This is a genomic window from Mucilaginibacter sp. dw_454, assembly GCF_018449775.1.
GTDB lineage: Bacteria > Bacteroidota > Bacteroidia > Sphingobacteriales > Sphingobacteriaceae > Mucilaginibacter.
The window spans coordinates 57,995-77,225 of record NZ_JAAVVB010000005.1 but is presented as its reverse complement, the minus strand read 5'-3'; the positions used below and the strand labels follow the sequence as shown (position 1 = coordinate 77,225).

The following is a 19,231-nucleotide window of genomic DNA, read 5'->3' as shown; positions in this document are numbered from 1 at the left end:
CGCTCCCCTAAAATAAATCGCTTGCTATGAAAAAATTTAGTCTGTATGCCGGGCTTATGCTGGCCTGCGCTGTATTTGTTGTTTTGGTGGGATTTAAACCCCAACCGACAAAAAAGGCAGCCGCTACCGAGCGCCCCAACATCATTATTATTTTAACTGACGATATGGGTTACAGCGATATAGCGTGTTTCGGGGGCAATTTTGTACCTACGCCAAATATAGACCGCATAGCTGCTAACGGGCGTAAGTTTACCCAATACTATAGCGCCGCGCCTATCTGCTCGCCATCGCGGGTGGGGATGCTTACCGGTATGAATCCCGCGCGCTGGAACTTCTCAACTTTCTTAGATAATCGTAAACACAATAAAGCAGCCGAGCAGGCCGATTGGCTTGACCCCAAAGCGCCGTCCATTGCCCGCATATTTAAAAATGCGGGCTACGCTACCGGGCATTTTGGCAAATGGCACATGGGTGGAGGCCGCGATGTCAAGAATGCGCCGGGTTTTGAGAACTATGGTTTCGATGAGCACAACAGCACCTATGAAAGTCCGGACCCGGACCCGCTGCTGACCGCTACCGACTGGATCTGGTCGAACAAAGACAGTATCAAAAGGTGGGACAGAAGCCGCTATTTTGTAGACAAGACTTTAGATTTCATGAAGCGCCATAAAGGCCAACCATGCTTTGTCAACCTTTGGCCCGATGATGTGCATACGCCCTGGGTACCTCAAGTAAAAACAGAATATACCGGGCTATACCCGATGAACCCGGAACAGGAAGCCGCCTTTAAACTGGTTTTGAAAGAGTACGACGTACAAATAGGCAGACTGCTGGATGGCTTAAAAGAAATGGGGCTGGATAAAAACACCATTATCATTTTTACCAGCGATAACGGGCCGCTACCAAGTTTCAGAGGTAGTAGAGCGATGGGCTTACGCGGTTCTAAATTGTCGCTGTATGAAGGCGGCACACGCATGCCTTTCATCATCAGCTGGCCGGGCCATGTTCCTGCAGGGACTGTGGACGAAAGTTCAGAACTTAGTTCGACCGACCTGATGCCGACACTCACCAAATTTGCCGGCATCAAACTCCCCGAAGGCTATAAAGGCGATGGGATTGATCGCGGCGACGTGCTGCTGGGTAAACCAGCATTAAGAAACAAGGATCTGTTTTGGGAATACGGCCGCAATGCAACCGCGTTTAATTATCCACGCCCTATCGACAAAAGTCCGAACCTGGCCGTACGCTCGGGCGAGTGGAAACTGTTGATGAACGCCGATGGTTCTGACATTGAATTATATAATATCCTGAAAGACAAAAAAGAATCAAACAACCTGGCAGCCCAGGAATCTAAAAAGGTGGATGAACTGAAAGTCCGGCTGATGGCGTGGTGGCAAACTATTCCGCATTTAAAATAACTGTAAAGCGCATTATTTATAAATTAGCCATCGCTATGAAATATAACAAGTTGTATGTGTTATTACCGGTAGTCGGCATTACGCTGGCGGCGTTGTTGGCCTGGAAGATAAAACCCAAGCCAACCAAGGCTGCAGCACCACGACCAAACATTATTGTTATACTGGCCGACGATATGGGCTTTAGTGATGTTGGTTGCTACGGCGGCGAAATCAACACGCCCAATATCAATTACCTGGCGCAAAACGGCATTCGTTTTACTAACTTTTACAATACATCGCGCTGCTGCCCAACACGGGCTTCGTTATTAACGGGTTTATACAACCACCAGGCAGGTATCGGCAAAATGACCGACGCCGAAGACGAGCCGGGCTACCTGGGCCATATCACCCAAAACGCAGTTACGCTTGCCGAAGTTTTAAAAACGGCAGGTTATCATACTGCCATGTCGGGCAAATGGCATGTGTCTAACACCAATGGTCAGCCAGATCCAAAAGAGCAATTAGCCTGGTTAGACCATCATAAACAATACCCGGAATTTTCATCGATCGAGCAATATCCCACCAGCCGCGGCTTTGAAAAATATTTTGGTACGATATGGGGTGTAGTCGATTATTTTGATCCGTTTAGTTTGGTAAGTGGCACCAAACCGATTACATCGGTGCCCAAAAACTATTACCATACCGATGCGATAAACGATACCGCCGTAGCCTATATTAATGGCTATGCAAAACAGAAACAACCCTTCTTTTTATACGTGGCCGAAAACGCCCCGCACTGGCCGCTGATGGCCAAACCGCAAGACATTGCTAAATATAAAGACACCTACAAAGGCGGCTGGGATGCCGTCCGCGAAGCTCGTTACAAAAAAATGATAGCGCTGGGATTGATTGACCCTAAAACCACCAGGCTATCGCCACGCTGGCATGACGATTTGAAATGGGAGAATAACCCTGACAAAGATTATGACGCTCAAACCATGGCTATACACGCCGCTATGGTGGATTGTATGGACCAGGGTATAGGTCGTATTATCGCTGCCTTAAAAAAGAATGGGCAGTTGGATAACACACTGATCGTTTTTTTATCAGACAATGGCGCCAGTGCCGAGAGCGCACCGGGCTATGGGCCGGGTTTCGACCGACCTAATGAAACCCGCGATGGTCGCCAGATTTCTTACTCCACTAAAAAAGACAATACACCAGGCTCGGAGTTGGTCTATTCCTCCATCGGTGAGCGTTGGGCCAATGTGGCCAATACACCATACCGCATGTGGAAAGCCGAATCGTACGAAGGTGGTGTACACACACCAATGATCGCTTTCTGGCCCAAAGGCATTACCGCAACAAAAGGCAGTTACAATAAACAAGTTGGCCACGTCATGGATTTTATGACCACATTTACCGAGCTTGCAGGGGCAACTTATCCTACAATTTATAAAGGCCATGCTATTCCGCCAACGCCGGGCATAAGCCTGGTATCTGCTTTTAAGGGCGAGGCTGTAACCGGTCACCAGGAACTATTCAATGAGCATTTCCAGGCGCGTTATGCACGTGTAGGGGATTGGAAATTAGTTTCAACTGCCGATCACAACTGGCACCTGTTTAACCTGGCCCAGGATCGCACCGAAACCAACGATCTGAAAGCACAATATCCCGATAAGGTAAAACAAATGGACAGTCTGTGGCAAAACTGGGCGCATACGCACATGGTTTTGCCTAAACCAGGTCAGAGAAAGAAATAGCACATGGTAAGAGGAGGATCGATTTTATTTTTTGTGGGGATAGCTGTTATCGTGTTTATATCGTGTAAACAAAAAAGTAATGCACCTGCTGTAGTGAGGCAACCTATAAAGTCAGCCAGGTCTGCAGTTTGCTGTGAGTCTAATATTCCGGCGCGCTTTCCGGGTCTGTCGGGTCCTGCTATGAATACCAAAAGTATTGCCGACCATTCGCACAAAGGCATGGTATGGATCAAAGCCGGCACTTTCAGCATGGGCGGCGACAATGACCAGGCCGGCCCGGACGAATTTCCAAAACATAAAGTAACCGTTAAGGGCTTTTGGATGGATGCAACCGAGTTGACCAATGGTCAATTCGCCAAATTTGTAAAGGCTACGGGATACATTACTACTGCCGAGCGCAAACCCGATTGGAACGAATTGAAAAAGCAGGTTCCGCCCGGCACGCCGAAACCTGATGAGAGCCTGCTGGTAGCGGCATCGCTGGTTTTTAATCAGCCTTCGCATCCGGTTAATTTAAATGATTACAGCCAATGGTGGAGCTGGGAAAAAGGCGCCGATTGGAAACATCCGCACGGCCCAAAATCAAACATCATCGGTAAAGACAATTATCCGGTGGTGCATATCTCCTGGTTTGATGCCGTAGCCTATTGCAAGTGGGCCGGCAAACGTTTACCAACCGAAGCCGAGTGGGAATGGGCCGCACGTGGTGGATTGAGCGATGAGATCTATCCCTGGGGAAATGAACCCGTAGATGCCGGTGAGCCGAAAGCCAATACCTGGCAAGGCGAGTTTCCAAACAAGAACACCTTGCGCGATAAATTCTTTTACTCGGCACCGGTAGGTTCGTTTAAACCCAATGGCTATGGCTTATATGATATGGCCGGCAACGTGTGGGAGTGGTGCGCCGATTATTACCGCAACGATTATTATCAAACCATCAATAAACCACAAGGGGTTGCCAACCCGCAAGGCCCGGCAGACAGTTACGACCCGGATGAACCCTATGCCAAAAAACGCGTCATCCGCGGCGGATCGTTTTTATGTAACGATAGCTATTGCTCTGGCTACCGGGTAGCCCGCCGAATGAAAAGTACCGAGGATAGCGGCATGGAACATTTGGGTTTCAGGTGTGTGCAGGATTGATGTTTGATTAATAATTTAGTAATAAAGCAACTACATATTTGCGATGTGGTTTTTTCATATATTTATGAGAATATATGAAACCCAATAACAAATTTTTACGTTCGGTTTTCGAGGTTGCGCACGTCGAGTTTCAGGAGTACGACCTGAATAATCATCGGTTGCTTTTCTCTAGCGGCGTCGCGGTAAAAATATTGGGTTATACTGCTGATGAATATTTTGCATTAAGCGACGACTTCTATAAAAAGATAGTACACCCGGACGATTGGCAAAAGGTACTTGATACCCGTGAAAAGTTGGTGCATTCTCATAACGGAGAGATTGTTGAAATGACCATTCGCCTGCTTCGGCACGATGGTAACTATATCTGGGCCTATTCGCGTCAAATGGTGACAGAACGAAAAGCCAATGGCGATATTAAAATAATCATTCGCGAGGTTGAAGACGTGACTTACATTATTGAACTCGAAGCTCAGCTTAAAGAGAAAGTTGGAAAGCTTCAAACCATTTCTTATCAAAACTCGCATTTGGTTAGAAGCCCGGTTGCCAGTATTATTGGCCTGGTGGACATTATTGAAGAGCACGGCATAATTGGCGACCATAATGTGCAGATATTTGAATACCTAAAACAAACCATTGAAAAATTAGACAGCGTTATTCATTCGATTAACGACACTGCCAATAACTAATATTAATCCACACAAACCCCATTTAAAATGCAAAAAAAGCGAAACTGGTACCAAAGACATGTTGCTGATTCTGATTTTGGCGAGCGCCTTGCCGACTCCGTAGCCACAGGCATGGGATCTTGGCGATTTATTATCATTCAAACTTTAATAGTTGCCGCCTGGATGACACTGAACGTGGTAGCTATCATGCACCATTGGGACCCCTATCCTTATATCTTGCTTAACCTGCTTTTCTCTACCCAGGCGGCTTACGCTGCGCCCATTATCATGATGGCTCAAAACCGCCAAAGCGACCGCGACCGCGCACAGGCCGACGAGGACTTCAGAACCAATGTAGAGGCCAAAAAAGAGATTGAAGAATTGCAGATGAAATTAAACGCTATCGAACTAGATAAATTAGATAAGATTTTGGCACTATTAGAGAAGATGGATAAGAAATAGTTGGAAAGGGCTTTGCCTTAGTCAGCAACACCTCACATTGCCGTAAATGCGGCTTGATATAGCTCAAAGACGCTGGTCAAGCCGCATTTTCTATTAATCTTAGTTTATATCCTATGCACAAAATCTATTTTTTTGACAGATGATAACGGTAAAATATTTTGGAGACTTTATTAACAATTCTTTAATAAGATATTTTAGTAACTATTTCATTATCAGAAGTTACTACTTATCTTTAAACAACACATTTGTTAATTATTCACCTAAATTAAACCCTTATCATGGCAACTTTACCACCCTTTGAAGTTTATGGCTCCAATAATTCTGCTTTATTTACCCTAAAGATCTTTCGCGGCGAAGGCATGGTGCTTTTAGGTATGGATTGGCGCGAAGCCGAGCCTCCGCTTAATTTTGTTGGTTTTGCAATAGAGTATAAGGAGCCGGCAGGGGCTCAATTTTATCCCCTGGACAATCGCTTATCATTCCTGGATAATAAAGGGAATGTAAATCCCAATATCTTATCGACAAGGTTATCCCCGATTCAAAAGTTTCGATGGACACACTTTCCGTATCACCCCGACCTTGAAGGAGATTATACTTACCGGGTAACGCCTGTATTTATGGACGGCGATAGCAAACTTAGTTATGGCGAATCGCAAGAGGCCGGTATAGCTATACAGGGAGAAACTTATCCAGGTATATTAAATATTGCGTTTACGCGCGGATTTGTGGCTTCGCAGGCTTTTAGTCAGCGATTCAATAAAGACGGCAACGCGGCAACTATATTGCCGGGAGATAATGACGCCCCACTAACTTATGTATCACCTAACCCATTAGCAACCCAAGCATTAGAATGGATGGGCTTTGAGGCTCGAAAGGTTATTTCTGACATCCTGGATGCCGCCATAGCCGACCCGTCTGCCCAGGTAAGGGTAACTGCTTATGATCTGAACTTGCCTGAAATAGTAGATAAACTCGAGCAACTAGGGACACGCTTAAAGATCATTATCGATAATTCTGTAAGCAAACCCCAAAAGCCTAATGATCATGGAGCTTCGACATCATCAGAAACCGCTGCCGAAAACCGGCTCGTCGTTTCGGCTGGCCGTGATCATGTACAGCGACAATATTGTGGCGATTTGCAACATGGTAAAACTATTGCTGTAATAGGCAACAATCAATCGGTTGCCTTTGGCGGATCGACCAATTTTTCGTGGCGGGGCTTTTTTGTACAGAATAATAATACCGCGGTGGTTTATGGTAAAGAACAGGTGCAGCTATTCTTTGATAATTTTGATAACTTATATGCTAACCCGGATAACCCGTCGGGCTTTAGTAAAACCGCTTCGGCCAAATGGACCGACCTTGGTTTAAATGGAATTAAAGCAAGTATCGCTTTTTCGCCGCATAATAGCACCAACGCCTGCCTTCAGGGTATCGCAGATAGTATTGACGGTACAACGTCCAGCTTTTTGTTTTCGCTGGCCTTTTTATACCAAACCAAAGGGGTAATTCGCGATGCTGTGATCAAAGTTACCAATACGCCGGGGCGTTTCGTTTACGGTATTTCTGATAAAAAAGTGGGGGGCTTGGATTTGAAAGTACCCGACGGGAATTTGCCGGTGGCTTTCCCTGCGGCATTGATCAAAAACGTCCCTCAACCCTATGTGCCTGAAACTACGGGCGGCAGCGGTATCCGTATGCACCATAAATTTGTGGTTATTGATTTTGACAAGCCTGCTGCAAAAGTTTACCTGGGCTCTCATAATTTTTCTATTTCTGCCGATTTAAAAAACGGAGAAAATCTCTGGCTGATCGAAGACCGCCGGGTTGCCGTTGCCTATATGATTGAAGCGGTATCGATGTTTGACCATTACGAATGGCGCGATGCTGTACAAAATGCAAAAAAATCGTCTGCAGGGCGCCTGTTCCTCAAAAAACCTCCGGTTGCCGGTACAACGGACCAACCCTGGTGGAAAGAAGATTATACAGACCCACAAAAATTAGCCGACCGTATTTTGTTTTCAAAAGTGGTTTAATTGAAATACGTTACCGTGTAGTAGGATTTTGCAAAAGCAAGGAGGTTATTGACCGCCTGGTACGCAAGGTATGCTGATATTGCCTATCTTAGTTTACCAATGTTTCCTAACTATTTCAAATATCTAAACATAACACCTGTAGAAGAACGGTGGGGTATGTATGTTACCAGCGTGGGCTATTCAAAGATAGAACCGCATGACCATTACCCTAATCAGCAACACCCGCAAAGCCATGAGTTAACCTGGAACCGCGGGCGGATACTGAATGATTTTTACCTGGTTTTTATTTCGAAGGGGAAAGGTGTTTATGCATCTGCCTTAACAGAACCATCTGACATTATTGCGGGCAACTGTTTTTTTCTTTATCCCGGCGTTTTGCACCGCTACAAACCCGACTCAAAATCGGGCTGGGAGGAATACTGGGTAGGGCTTAACGGCTTTTACGTGGAGCAGTTAATGCAAAATGGTTTTTTCGATAGTCAAAATCCAATTACATATATTGGTTTAGATAAAGATATCCTGGTTCTTTTCCGCGAGTTAATAGAAATTACGCGGGCCTCGCTGCCCGGCTATCCGCAACAAATTGCGGGAATAGCGCTCAGGATATTGGGCCTGGTGAATGAAATATCGCATCATAGGCAATACAGTAATGATCCGGTAGGTAAACTGATCGCGAAAGCCAGATTCATCATCCAGGAATCATTCGAAAACACATTGGATGTGGAAAAACTGGCTGAAGAACTCCCCATGGGTTATTCGTCGTTCCGCAAAGCTTTTAAACAAATTACCGGCGAGTCGCCACATCAATACCATTTAAATCTTCGCCTTAACCGGGCTAAAGAACTATTAAACTCAACTTTATTAAATATCAATGAGGTAGCAGACCAAACAGGCTTTGAGTCGGTATTCTATTTTTCTAAGCTATTTAAAAATAAAACGGGTGTATCTCCTAAAGCTTTCCGGGCACAGGCGCAAAGCGCTAACGATAGTGAGCATAGCGCTTAACAAGTAAATCCTTCATGGCGCAGTTAATGGCAAACTGATTAACCATCGGTGTTTTGCTAAAAGGGATTTTCGGCATGTATGGCTCCGGGCCAAACTCTGTAGTAATCGGCAAGATTTTACTATCCGTTTCGGCGTTAAAAGCAACTATACTATCCCACCAGCCTAAAAACTTGTCTAAAGCGTATCTCCATTCGGATGCAAACGGATCTGCCACCTGTGGGCCTTCTTCAAAACCAATGCGTGCGTGTATAGCTATGCTTCGTTTAATGGCTTCGTCCAACGTTTCTTCGAAATTTTCCAGCATACTTTCGGTGACACACGTCCAATGCGAAAAATCGGCAGTTATTTTAAGATCGGGTCTTAATTTAAAAACCTCGCCGGTTATTTGGGGCGAATAACCAAATCGCCCGCGATGGGTTTCATGTGCCACGGTGATTCCTGTCTTGGCAGAAAACTCCTGCGCGGCATCAATCAGTTCGAGATTTTGGGCCAGTGAAAAATAATCTTTACCAGTGTGCGAATTGATGAGCAACGGCCCCGGCCCGGCACACTCATGCAACTCTTTTACAAATGATGCTTTAAACGCTGCAAATGTATTACCTTGAGCACGGTGCTGATGGCTTATCATATACAGTTCATTCGCTTGTAAATAGTCAAACAATATACGTTTATCAGCAGTATTCTCCGGTATCCAGGTGTCGATGCCATCATAGCCTGCATCTCTAATTTTATCAAGGAATGCTAATAAGGGCATTTGTTCATGGCCCCATTGCGGACTCAATATCTTGACCTTCATGTTACTTGCTTGAATAGATCAATGGCGTTAGCTCATCGTTATTGAGCAAGTCGCCAACTTTTAGTCGCGCTATTTCTTCGTCCGACAAAATATTTTGCGTACCATTAAAAGTATTCCCGTCGGGCATATAAGCGCAGGTCATGGCCCGCCTTAAACCCGGCGTCATATTAGCATGGGCACCATGGATGGTCAACCCGTTATGGAACGAGCAACTGCCGGCCTTCATTGGCGCCGCTACCGATTTAGCCGTTTTAAATTCGGGATAGGTAGTAAATATTGCACCCATGTTTTTCCCGATTCCGGGATTTTCAAACGTGGTTTTATGATAAGAGCCGGGGATAAAAAACAGACAACCATTCTCATAGGTAGCATCATCCAGAGCAACCCAGATAGATAAGGCCCGGCGGTCGCTAAAGGACCAATATGGCGTATCTAAATGCCATGAAGTAGGGTTTGCCCAGGGCTTTTTAACCAAAGCCTGATCATGCCAGATCCGGATGCCATCAGAACCAGATAGTTGAGCCGCCATTTTCCCAAGCCGCTCGTCCAACATGATCTTCTTCATTTTTTCATTATCCTGCCAAAGATTGATCAGTTGGTCAAATACGTTATCGTAATAAGATTTGTCGCTGTCATCGCCTTTGCCATATACTTCTTTCCGATCAGGCAGTTTGTTGCCGCCACGCCTGGCTACCGCTTCGGTAAGGGCCGTGCGCCAAAACTCCAGTTCATCTGGCGATAAAAAATTTTCGATAACTAAAAATCCGTCTTGCCGGTATTGCGCAATAGCCTGCGCCGATAGCTCATTTTTCATAAAGGATACAATTGGTTAGTCAAACTTAGTTAGGTGTCGACTTTGTTCCTTTATCTAAAGCAGAATATTTTTTATGCTTTTTGATAAATGGTTATTGTGGCGGATATACGGAGTTGACATTCAATACCTCCAAATGATTTGTATATTGTAGCAACATCCATTATGAGTAAAGAAACATTGGCTAAATTTTTTCACAACACTAACCTGGTATCCATGACCGTGGCCCGTGAGATTGCCGGGCAGTTTAGCTATAAAGCGGTTTCAAAGCATGATTTTTTGCTTACTGAAGGCAAAATATCTGATGAGTATTACTTTTTAGAAAAAGGCTATATGCGTGCATTTGCGCATGATACTGAAGGCAATGAAGTTACCACCGCATTTTGTTCGCCAGGCCAGGTTGTTTTTGAAGTCGCTTCTTTTTTCAATCGAACACGCTCTATGGAGAATTTACAGGCCTTGACAGATTGCGAAGGCTGGTTCATCACTTATAAACAGCTAAACGAACTTTTTCATGCCTTGCCCGAGTTTCGTGAATTTGGCCGATCTATATTGGTTAAGGGATTTTCGGATTTGAAAACCCGGATGCTGATCACCATAACCGAAACGGCAGAAGAGCGTTATGCGCAATTGTTAAAGACCAGCCCGGAGACCTTTCAGCATGCACCGCTTAAAACCATTGCCTCTTACCTGGGCATCACCGATACCTCGCTCAGCCGGATCCGGAAAGAGTTAGCCAAAAAATAACAAGTCATTCATTTCTTGCCATTTGGCAAGCAGCCGGCTTGCAATTACCAGTTCCTTTGTTCTATAAAAAAACAAAAAATGGAACACCTACCTAATTACATCAGCATCATTTTTATATTAACTGTATTGTTAACCTTGCTGTTGCTTTCCGGAGCAACACATTATTCTAAAACGATTATCATGGTCACATTGGCATGGCTGGTTTTACAGAGTATTATTGGACTATCCGGTTTTTACACAGTAGTTATTGGTACGCCCCCAAGGTTCATGCTCTTGCTGGCGCCACCGGTTGTCTTTATTATCATTCTGTTTGCGACGAATAATGGCAGAATGGCAATGAACGGTTTTGATATCAAAACCCTAACGCTCCTGCATATCGTAAGAATCCCGGTAGAACTGGTGCTATACGGCCTTTTTCTGCATAAAGTAATACCCCAGGTTATGACTTTTGAAGGCAGAAACTTTGATATTTTGTGCGGTATTAGCGCACCATTTATCTATTACTTTGGTTTTGTCAGAAAGGTTATAAGCAGGAAAGTTATTGTCGCCTGGAATGTGATCTGTTTGCTGCTATTGGTAAATATCATTATTACAGCAGTGCTATCCGCACCTTTTGCTTTCCAACGACTGGGTTTTGAACAGCCAAGTATCGCTTTATTTTATTTCCCGTTTATATTATTACCCGGATTTATTGTACCGATTGTATTGTACGCTCATTTGGTTAGTATAAAAAGGTTGTTGCGGGGTTCTTGAATAGCAGAAAGTGCGCGAAGAAAAATTCTATATCAACAAAAAAGCCTCTAATCTCTTACAGGTTTGGTTTGCAGGCTGGCCGTGGACTTGAAACATGCGAATCAAAAATTTCAATTCCGCCTTAAAAATTTATATTGCCCGATTTCGTGTATGTGGTAAAAAGAAGCGCAATTAGATCATTAAGCTTCGCATAAAGTCATTCAGGTCGATACCCCAACGCGCCAAAATAGTCCCGGCCAAAGCGATTTGTTGTAGGCCTTCTTCAGGTTTAAAATGCTGCCAGGAAGCATAGATGATTTGCTGTGCATATCCGATTGACTGCTCCTTATCTGGTTTGCCGTTTTGATAAAAAGATCCAATGTTAAACAATGCCTTGATCAAAAAAGAGATATAGACTTGCGGTTCGCGCTTATAAAGTTCAATATAAAGTTGTAGAGCCAGATTGTAGTACTGTTCAGCCTCGTCCTGTTTGTTTTTTCGTTTGAGTATAGTAGCGAGATTAGTAAAATTATTGGCCAGGGTCACAAGATAAGCATAACGATTTTTTTCAACCAGGCGGACCAGCAGGCGAATCCCTTCTCTGCTATTGATCTCAGCCGTTTCTAATAAATCTCCGGTTTCCGATTCCAGGGTTGACAGATCATTTAATGTTAGTGCAAGGCTATGCTCATATATCCCCGGATATTTATTGTTCAGCTCCACTTTATAAGCAAGGGCACGCAGATAATTATCAGCGGCTAATTCCAGGTAACCTTGGTTGCTCTGCATCAGCGCGAGGTTACTGACCAGCATTGCCAAGTCGGGTAGGAATTGTTCCCGGTCAATTTTTATCAGATTATCATAAATGCCGATCCCTTCCATAAATGCGTCTTTTGCCTGATCCCATTTTTGTATTGATCCGAGTACATTAGCGTAACTATTAAGCGATTTGCCTAACAAAGGCAGATAAGCTTCAGGATTTTGAGCAACAAGATCGCGATTTAACCGGAGTGCTTTTTCAAAATAGGATAGTGCTGCCGTCACGTCATTTTTCAGAGATAACAGGCTCCCTAAATTATTCAGTAGCATCACGGGGCTCATTTCATTGTAGGAATAGCCCTTTTCATCCAATTCATCGTACCAGTGCATGGCCACGACAAACTGTTCTTCGGCTTTTTCCAGTAAATCCTGATCCATCAGCAAAATGCCGTAATTGGCATAGGTTGAGGCCAAATCAGCCAAATAGGCTTCCGGTTGGCTTTCAGCTAGTTGCTTATAGTAATTAAGCGCTTGAGTAATATAAGCGAAGGCCGTTTCCGGCTCATCTCTATCATATAGAAATTTGGCAAAATTACCCGATACTGAAGCTAGATTAACAAAGGACTGAATGCCCTCAAGGCCTGAGGCCTGTTCGTAAAGGCTAATTGCTTCCAGGAAAAGCTGCCTTGCTCTTGCCGCATCCTTACGATCAATAAGCACCGCAAGAAATTCCGCAGATTTCGCTTTTTGATCCGCGGTTTCGGCTATTTCCATGGCACGTTTATAACATTCTTCGGCCTTGGCGGCGTTGTTTAGATAGGAATAAAAATAAGCGTTTTGTTGCCAATAATTCCATTCTGGACAAGCCTCGACGGCTTTTTCATAATAAGCCGCCGCATTACTGCTTTTACCATCCATCACAAGCATTCTTGCTTTCAACAGGAAGGTATCCGCCATCTTTCGCTTACCTTGATTTAGCTTCTGTTCCTGTGCTTTCAAAGCCAGATATTCTGCTTCGAGTTGGCTATCACTTAGTTTTGCCAGGGCATCTGCAAGCCGCCCTTCCAAAAAAAGCTTAAAGGCTTCCTGGTAGAGCGTACCAGTATCTGATATGTCCTTGTCTGCAAATTCTTGAATCAGTTCCTGAACCTGTCTTTCTAGTTGGGCTTTTTCTTTAAGCTCCTTATCAAGTTCTTCTCTGAGTGCGTTTATCCTATATTCGCTCAATTCATTGATTTTATCTTTATCAAACAGCGAGTGCTGTAAGCTTTGAATATGAGCATCTTTTTCTCTGGTATGTTCGCGGATCAACTTATCTAACGAAGTGGTTACAGTGTTCCCGTCAACGTTTTGAAAAACAATATTGTCATTGCCGTTGATACTTAAGCGGTTAACCTGATAATTCATTTCCTTTATTAGTTTAGGCTAATTTCGTTATCGTCGCCCCGAACAACAGCATCGTTATCAACGGCAGTCTTTTTATTACTGCCATCTCCCTGAACAATCTTATTGCGATTACCCTTTACGCGAGCCTTATTCTTACGGGTGGTGTCTTCTGCATTAAAGTTCATACCGAATCCTTTTGCGCGAATTTTATTTCGATTTAACGCCACAATAATGACCAGAATGATAAATGCTATTGGCACTATAATTTTGAGATACTCCATATCAATGGTTTAAGCAATACTAAGGTAAAAACTTGTGTTGGAATATATTGCAGAATTTTTAATGAAATATCATTAAGTTTATTGTTCTTAATTAATTATTCCTGGCGTAAAGCATATCAAATCATTTTGTCTTTTTCGTATTTGATACAACCAAAATAGACTGGATAAATCATTATCCCCTTGTTTGATAGCTAATTTTCAATTAAGATTTTGATCGTTTTCGAGCTGTTTTAGCTTCAATTTATTGATTTAAAACTCCTAAATCAAATATGAAACAAATGGATTTGTAAAAAAAAGCCGCTTAAATCAATGATTTAAGCGGCTTTGGTATCGGATGACACCTCTTTAAGCGGAATGGACGGGACTCGAACCCGCGACCCCATGCGTGACAGGCATGTATTCTAACCAGCTGAACTACCACTCCGTTTGGGATTGCAAATATACGTTTCGCTTTTTATTGCGCAAGCTATTTTTTTAAAAAAGTTTTAATCAGCAAATAATCACCGTTTTAGGTTTTAAAAGCCCTTTTTATGGTATTTATATCCTTTGAGTCGGTAAACTATACATTTTAGAGGGCTTTGTCTTTTAAATGCTACAAAGCGTGTAGGAAAAAGCAGAATTGTGTCCGGTTTTTATATCAAAACTACGCTTCGGTTTAATATATCCCCCTGAAAAAACCCGACAAAGAGACATCAAAGTAGTAGCAAACCTTGCGTAAAGTCTCTATCCGGATATCTATTTTACCCGACTCAAGGCGTGCTATGTTAATATTAGTGTCAGAATAAAATTTTTCTTGGGTAACCTGGTTCTGCCTGCGCAGGCGCTTTATTTGAAGCGAAATTTTGCGTTTAAACGCATTATCCGAGTTGTCAAGGTATTCAAAATCAGTTAACAGCATAGTGTTTGGGCAAATGTGAGGTTACTATTAAAATTATGCTTTTAGTTTATATAATGCTAAAGTAATATAAAATTACATATATTTTATTTTCAATTTCTGACGAATAAGTCATTGCCATTATTGCCCAATGGCAATACATTTGCTTTGTACTTAACGCCCTGCATATACCTATGAAAATAAAATGCTGGCAAGCACGTTAATATGTTGAATTCTCAGACACCCAAGCTGAGGTTTTTTGTTCTTTGTTTTGGGTTTAATCAATAGTTTAAATTAATTAGGGGAAAGGGAGCTTCAAAAGAGCTCTCTTTTTTTTGCTTTAATTTTTTTACTATGCATGCATAATAAATTATCTTTGCCTAAAACCGCTAATATGCTTTTCCAACTATCAGAAGAACATTTGATGATACGCCAGGCCGCACGCGACTTTGCCCAAACCGAACTTAAACCCGGCGTAATTGAACGCGATGAGCACCAAAAGTTTCCTGCCGAACAAGTAAAGTTAATGGGCAGGCTGGGGTTTTTGGGCATGATGGTATCATCGCAATATGGCGGCAGTGGTATGGATGCTGTCTCGTATGTGTTAGTGATGGAAGAGCTTTCAAAGGTGGATGCATCGGCATCCGTTGTGGTATCCGTAAATAATTCGCTGATATGTTATGGGCTGGAACACTTTGGCTCCGAAGCTCAAAAACAAAAATATTTAATCCCTTTGGCTAAAGGAGAAGTAATAGGCGCCTTCTGTTTATCTGAGCCGGAGGCCGGCTCGGATGCTACTGCGCTATCTACCTCGGCCGTTGATATGGGCGATCATTACTTATTAAATGGCACCAAAAATTGGATCACTAATGGCAGCACAGCTTCTACTTACTTGGCTATCGCCCAAACAGACACCAACAAACGTCATCAGGGCATTAATGCTTTTATTGTCGAAAAAGGAATGCCCGGTTTTACTATTGGGCAAAAAGAAAATAAAATGGGTATCCGTGGGTCCGACACGCACTCGCTGCACTTTAGCGATGTTAAGGTGCCGAAGGAAAACCGTATTGGCGATGATGGCTCCGGGTTTAAGTTTGCGATGACTTGTTTGGAAGGTGGGCGCATAGGCATCGCATCACAAGCATTGGGTATTGCCTCAGGGGCTTATGAAATGGCTTTAAATTACGCGCAAGAGCGTAAAGCTTTTGGTAAATCATTAGCCGATCTGCAAGCTATTCAGTTTAAACTGGCGGATATGGCGACAAATATAGAAGCCGCGCGATTATTATGTTTAAAAGCCGCCTGGTTAAAGGACAATGGCCTGCCTTATGCTCAAGCCAGCTCCATGGCTAAACTATTTGCATCAGAAACGGCAATGAAAACCACTACCGAAGCCGTGCAGATTCACGGTGGTTACGGCTATGTAAAGGAATATCATGTCGAAAGATTAATGCGCGATGCCAAAATAACCCAGATCTATGAGGGCACTTCAGAAATTCAGCACATTGTCATATCGCGCCAGTTACTTAAATAAGCTATTCCTTTTTACGTAATTTTGATTGACATCAAATTTATCAAGATGAAAATCAGATCATTTTTAAGCCTTGTTGCTGTTGTTGCTACGTTTAGCGCGGCCAACGCGCAGGCTCCTTTAAAAACCGGCATATGGCGCGGCGTAACCCAAACTGCAGCCGGAGTAGATATCCCGTTCAATTTTGAAGTAAGTAATACCGGCGGAAAAACCCAGCTGGCTATTATGAATGGAGCAGAGCGCTTTAAAGTTACCGACATAAAATACAAAGGCGACTCGGTGTTTATACACATGCCGCTTTTTGATTCTGAGTTTAAATTGAAGCAAGCCGAAAGCAATCTTACCGGCCATTGGATAAAAAATACCGGCACAAAACTGGTAGCCATGAATTTTACCGCTACCGCAAATACCTCATGGCGATTTAAAACAGTCGAAAAACCTGCCGCGGATATTACCGGACGCTGGTCGGCGCCATTTGTGAGCGATGGCAAGACCGATTTAACTGTGGGCGAGTTTAAACAAGTAGGCGCCAAAGTTACCGGCACGTTTTTATCAACCACCGGCGATTATCGCTACCTGGAAGGTGTAATCAATGGCACTGATCTCTATCTGTCAACTTTTGACGGTGGGCACGATTACCTGTTTACCGCTAAAGTAAGCGGCGATAAAATCATTGATGGTAAATTCTATGCAGGCTTAAGCAGTATTGATAATTGGAGCGCCGTTAAAGATGCAAACGCCAAACTGCCCGATGCTTATTCGCTTACGGCCTTAAAACCCGGCTACAAAAAACTGGCTTTTACTTTTAAAGATTTAAATGGCAAAGACGTTTCGCTTACTGATAAGCGTTTCCAAAACAAAGTTGTTATTGTACAAATACTGGGGTCATGGTGCCCTAATTGTATGGATGAAACCGCTTACCTGGTTAACTTCTATAAAAAATTCCAGCCAAAAGGCGTTGAAGTTGTTGGCCTGGCGTATGAACGCACCAAAGATTTCGCTAATTCGCAGCGGACGGTTAAGCAATTAAAAAGTCGTTTCAATATACCATACCCGTTGTTAATTACGGGTTACACGCCGTCAGCAGGCGATCCGGCCAAGAGCTTACCCATGATGGCTAAAGTAGTAGGCTTCCCAACCACTATCATCATCGATAAAAAAGGCGACGTGCGCAAAATACACACCGGCTTTAGCGGCCCGGGTACCGGCGAACATTATCAAGAATTTATAAATGAGTTTGAAAGTTTGATAACTCAGTTATCAACAGAAAAAGGATAACAACTCACTTTAATATCGAATAATGAATTTTGAATGTCGAACACATCCCTTCATCATTTAATATTCAACATTCGATATTCCTAACCCTCTTTCCGCCAAAGGCGAAGAGAGGGTGGTCCAGCGTAGCGCAGACCGGGTGAGTCCTAAGCTATGGCGTTCCCCTCCGTGTCAGGCTGTCCATTCATACGCCTGCAAGGCCTTAAGCGCTTGGCCGGTATCCATTTCCATCCTTAACGCAACCGCCAACATTCGCCTTTAGCAAAGCACTAAGCCTTTTCTTCCCAAATAGCCGCCAAATGCACTATGGTTTCTACGGCCTTCTGCATATCTTGTACAGAAATCCACTCCTGCTTGCCATGAAAAGCGTGTTCACCCGCAAAAATATTAGGGCAAGGCAGGCCCATAAATGAAAGGCGGGAGCCATCGGTACCACCGCGAATGCTGCATAGTTTGGCAGCTAGCCCTGCACGCTTGATGGCCTCCATGCCATACGCCACAATTTCGGGCTGTTGCTCCAACACCTGTTTCATGTTGCGATATTGTTGTTTGATCTGCAGCTCATAGGTTGAGTTAGGGAAATCCTCCAAAACCTCCTCTACCGTCTTCCTGATCTCGTTGGCATATCTTACCAACATATCAGCCTCAAAATCACGAATAATAAAATCAACCGTGGCCTGCTCTACATGGCCGCTAATACCTACCGGGTGTATAAAGCCTTCCATACCGTCCGTATTCTCTGGCGATAGCTCGAACGGTAACATGGTTACAATAATCGAGGCTATTTTAATGGCGCTTTCCATTTTGTCCTTGGCAAAACCCGGGTGCGAGCTTACACCATTGATAATTAGTCGTGCACCATCGGCGCTAAAGGTTTCGTTTTCCATATTGCCGGCGCTTTCACCGTCAATGGTATAACCGGCATATGCACCCAGTTTTTTAATATCTACCTTATCAACACCCCGGCCTATTTCTTCATCTGGCGTAAATAAAATCCTGATGTCGCCGTGTTTTATCTCCGGGTGCTTAACCAACTGGTAGCAGGCATCCATGATCTCGGCAACACCGGCTTTATTATCGGCCCCCAATAAAGTGATGCCGCTGGCGGTTATAATGTCATTGCCCAACTGATTTTTTAAGTCGGGATGTTCGTTTTTTCGCAATACCTGGGTATGGTCATCGGGCAGCACCAAATCCTCGCCATTATAATTTTTATGGATGATGGGCTTCACATTTTCGCCACTGCAATCGGGCGAGGTATCCATGTGCGAGCAAAAACAAATTACCGGTACATTTTGCTTATCGGTATTAGATGGAATGGTTGCATAAACGTAACCAAACTCATCCAGGTGGGCATCAGCAATACCTATCTCTAAGAGCTCTTGCACCAGCAGTCTGCCCAGGTTTTTTTGCTTTTCTGTTGATGGATAGCTAGTTGAAGCAGGATTTGATTGCGTATCTATACTTACATAACGTAAAAAACGTTCTGTAACGGTAAAATCAGACAGTTTAAAGTTCATATATTTGTGGTGCAGTGTTTTTTGGAATATAGCGCTAAATTAATAACT

Annotated in this window: 17 protein-coding genes and 1 tRNA gene; 11 read left to right on the top strand and 7 right to left on the bottom strand. The window is 43.6% G+C overall.

What is annotated here, in order from left to right; translation table 11 throughout:
• The first annotated feature begins 26 nt into the window (after positions 1–26).
• From HB679_RS15500 to HB679_RS15470, 7 genes are all read left to right on the top strand, one after another.
• A complete protein-coding gene (locus HB679_RS15500; protein ID WP_214072923.1) occupies positions 27–1,418 on the top strand; it encodes a sulfatase-like hydrolase/transferase in 1,392 nt (463 codons plus the stop codon).
• Positions 1,419–1,453: 35 nt separating this feature from the next.
• Positions 1,454–3,160 (top strand): arylsulfatase, encoded by a 1,707-nt coding sequence (locus tag HB679_RS15495; protein WP_214072922.1) that lies wholly within the window; start codon positions 1,454–1,456, stop codon positions 3,158–3,160.
• Positions 3,161–3,340: 180 nt separating this feature from the next.
• A complete protein-coding gene (locus HB679_RS15490) occupies positions 3,341–4,303 on the top strand; it encodes a formylglycine-generating enzyme family protein (protein WP_255547629.1) in 963 nt (320 codons plus the stop codon).
• 74 nt (positions 4,304–4,377) lie between these two features.
• Positions 4,378–4,989, top strand: coding sequence for a PAS domain-containing protein (locus tag HB679_RS15485; protein ID WP_214072920.1), 612 nt, complete (start codon positions 4,378–4,380; stop codon positions 4,987–4,989).
• 27 nt (positions 4,990–5,016) lie between these two features.
• Positions 5,017–5,430: a DUF1003 domain-containing protein gene (locus HB679_RS15480; RefSeq protein ID WP_214072919.1), complete on the top strand. Its 414-nt coding sequence runs from the start codon at positions 5,017–5,019 to the stop codon at positions 5,428–5,430.
• Between the two features lie 278 nt (positions 5,431–5,708).
• Positions 5,709–7,466, top strand: coding sequence for a phospholipase D-like domain-containing protein (locus HB679_RS15475; RefSeq protein ID WP_214072918.1), 1,758 nt, complete (start codon positions 5,709–5,711; stop codon positions 7,464–7,466).
• Between the two features lie 99 nt (positions 7,467–7,565).
• On the top strand, positions 7,566–8,471 hold the full coding sequence (locus tag HB679_RS15470) for an AraC family transcriptional regulator (RefSeq protein WP_214072917.1): 906 nt from the start codon (positions 7,566–7,568) through the stop codon (positions 8,469–8,471).
• On the opposite strand, the gene HB679_RS15465 is transcribed toward HB679_RS15470, so the two are convergent.
• Both HB679_RS15465 and HB679_RS15460 read right to left on the bottom strand, forming a co-directional pair.
• Positions 8,446–9,267, bottom strand: a complete 822-nt coding sequence (locus tag HB679_RS15465; RefSeq protein ID WP_214072916.1) for a sugar phosphate isomerase/epimerase — start codon at positions 9,265–9,267, stop codon at positions 8,446–8,448. The genes HB679_RS15470 and HB679_RS15465 overlap by 26 nt on opposite strands.
• Before the next feature lies 1 nt (position 9,268).
• Entirely contained in the window at positions 9,269–10,081 is an 813-nt protein-coding gene (locus tag HB679_RS15460; RefSeq protein ID WP_214072915.1) for a phytanoyl-CoA dioxygenase family protein, read from the bottom strand.
• A gap of 162 nt (positions 10,082–10,243) precedes the next feature.
• Between HB679_RS15460 and HB679_RS15455 the strand changes: the two genes are divergently transcribed.
• Both HB679_RS15455 and HB679_RS15450 read left to right on the top strand, forming a co-directional pair.
• Entirely contained in the window at positions 10,244–10,825 is a 582-nt protein-coding gene (locus HB679_RS15455) for a Crp/Fnr family transcriptional regulator (protein ID WP_214072914.1), read from the top strand.
• Between the two features lie 78 nt (positions 10,826–10,903).
• Positions 10,904–11,578, top strand: coding sequence for a hypothetical protein (locus HB679_RS15450; RefSeq protein WP_214072913.1), 675 nt, complete (start codon positions 10,904–10,906; stop codon positions 11,576–11,578).
• Positions 11,579–11,749: 171 nt separating this feature from the next.
• Here HB679_RS15450 and HB679_RS15445 read toward each other — a convergent pair whose 3' ends face one another.
• The 4 genes from HB679_RS15445 to HB679_RS15430 form a co-directional block, all read right to left on the bottom strand.
• Positions 11,750–13,723: a tetratricopeptide repeat protein gene (locus HB679_RS15445; RefSeq protein WP_214072912.1), complete on the bottom strand. Its 1,974-nt coding sequence runs from the start codon at positions 13,721–13,723 to the stop codon at positions 11,750–11,752.
• Positions 13,724–13,731: 8 nt separating this feature from the next.
• A complete protein-coding gene (locus tag HB679_RS15440) occupies positions 13,732–13,983 on the bottom strand; it encodes a hypothetical protein (protein WP_214072911.1) in 252 nt (83 codons plus the stop codon).
• 350 nt (positions 13,984–14,333) lie between these two features.
• A tRNA-Asp gene (locus HB679_RS15435) sits at positions 14,334–14,407 on the bottom strand.
• Positions 14,408–14,638: 231 nt separating this feature from the next.
• Positions 14,639–14,881 carry a helix-turn-helix transcriptional regulator gene (locus HB679_RS15430; RefSeq protein ID WP_144246880.1) on the bottom strand — a complete coding sequence of 81 codons (243 nt, stop codon included), beginning with the start codon at positions 14,879–14,881 and terminating at the stop codon, positions 14,639–14,641.
• A 370-nt stretch (positions 14,882–15,251) separates the two neighbouring features.
• Here HB679_RS15430 and HB679_RS15425 point away from each other — a divergent pair, with 370 nt between their 5' ends.
• Positions 15,252–16,391: an acyl-CoA dehydrogenase gene (locus HB679_RS15425; protein ID WP_214072910.1), complete on the top strand. Its 1,140-nt coding sequence runs from the start codon at positions 15,252–15,254 to the stop codon at positions 16,389–16,391.
• A gap of 45 nt (positions 16,392–16,436) precedes the next feature.
• Positions 16,437–17,666: a TlpA disulfide reductase family protein gene (locus HB679_RS15420; protein WP_214072909.1), complete on the top strand. Its 1,230-nt coding sequence runs from the start codon at positions 16,437–16,439 to the stop codon at positions 17,664–17,666.
• Between the two features lie 266 nt (positions 17,667–17,932).
• Here the strand turns inward: HB679_RS15420 and pepT are convergent, their stop codons facing one another.
• Complete coding sequence (gene pepT, locus HB679_RS15415; protein ID WP_214072908.1) at positions 17,933–19,183, bottom strand: peptidase T; 1,251 nt, start codon at positions 19,181–19,183, stop codon at positions 17,933–17,935.
• Between the last annotated feature and the right edge of the window lie 48 nt (positions 19,184–19,231).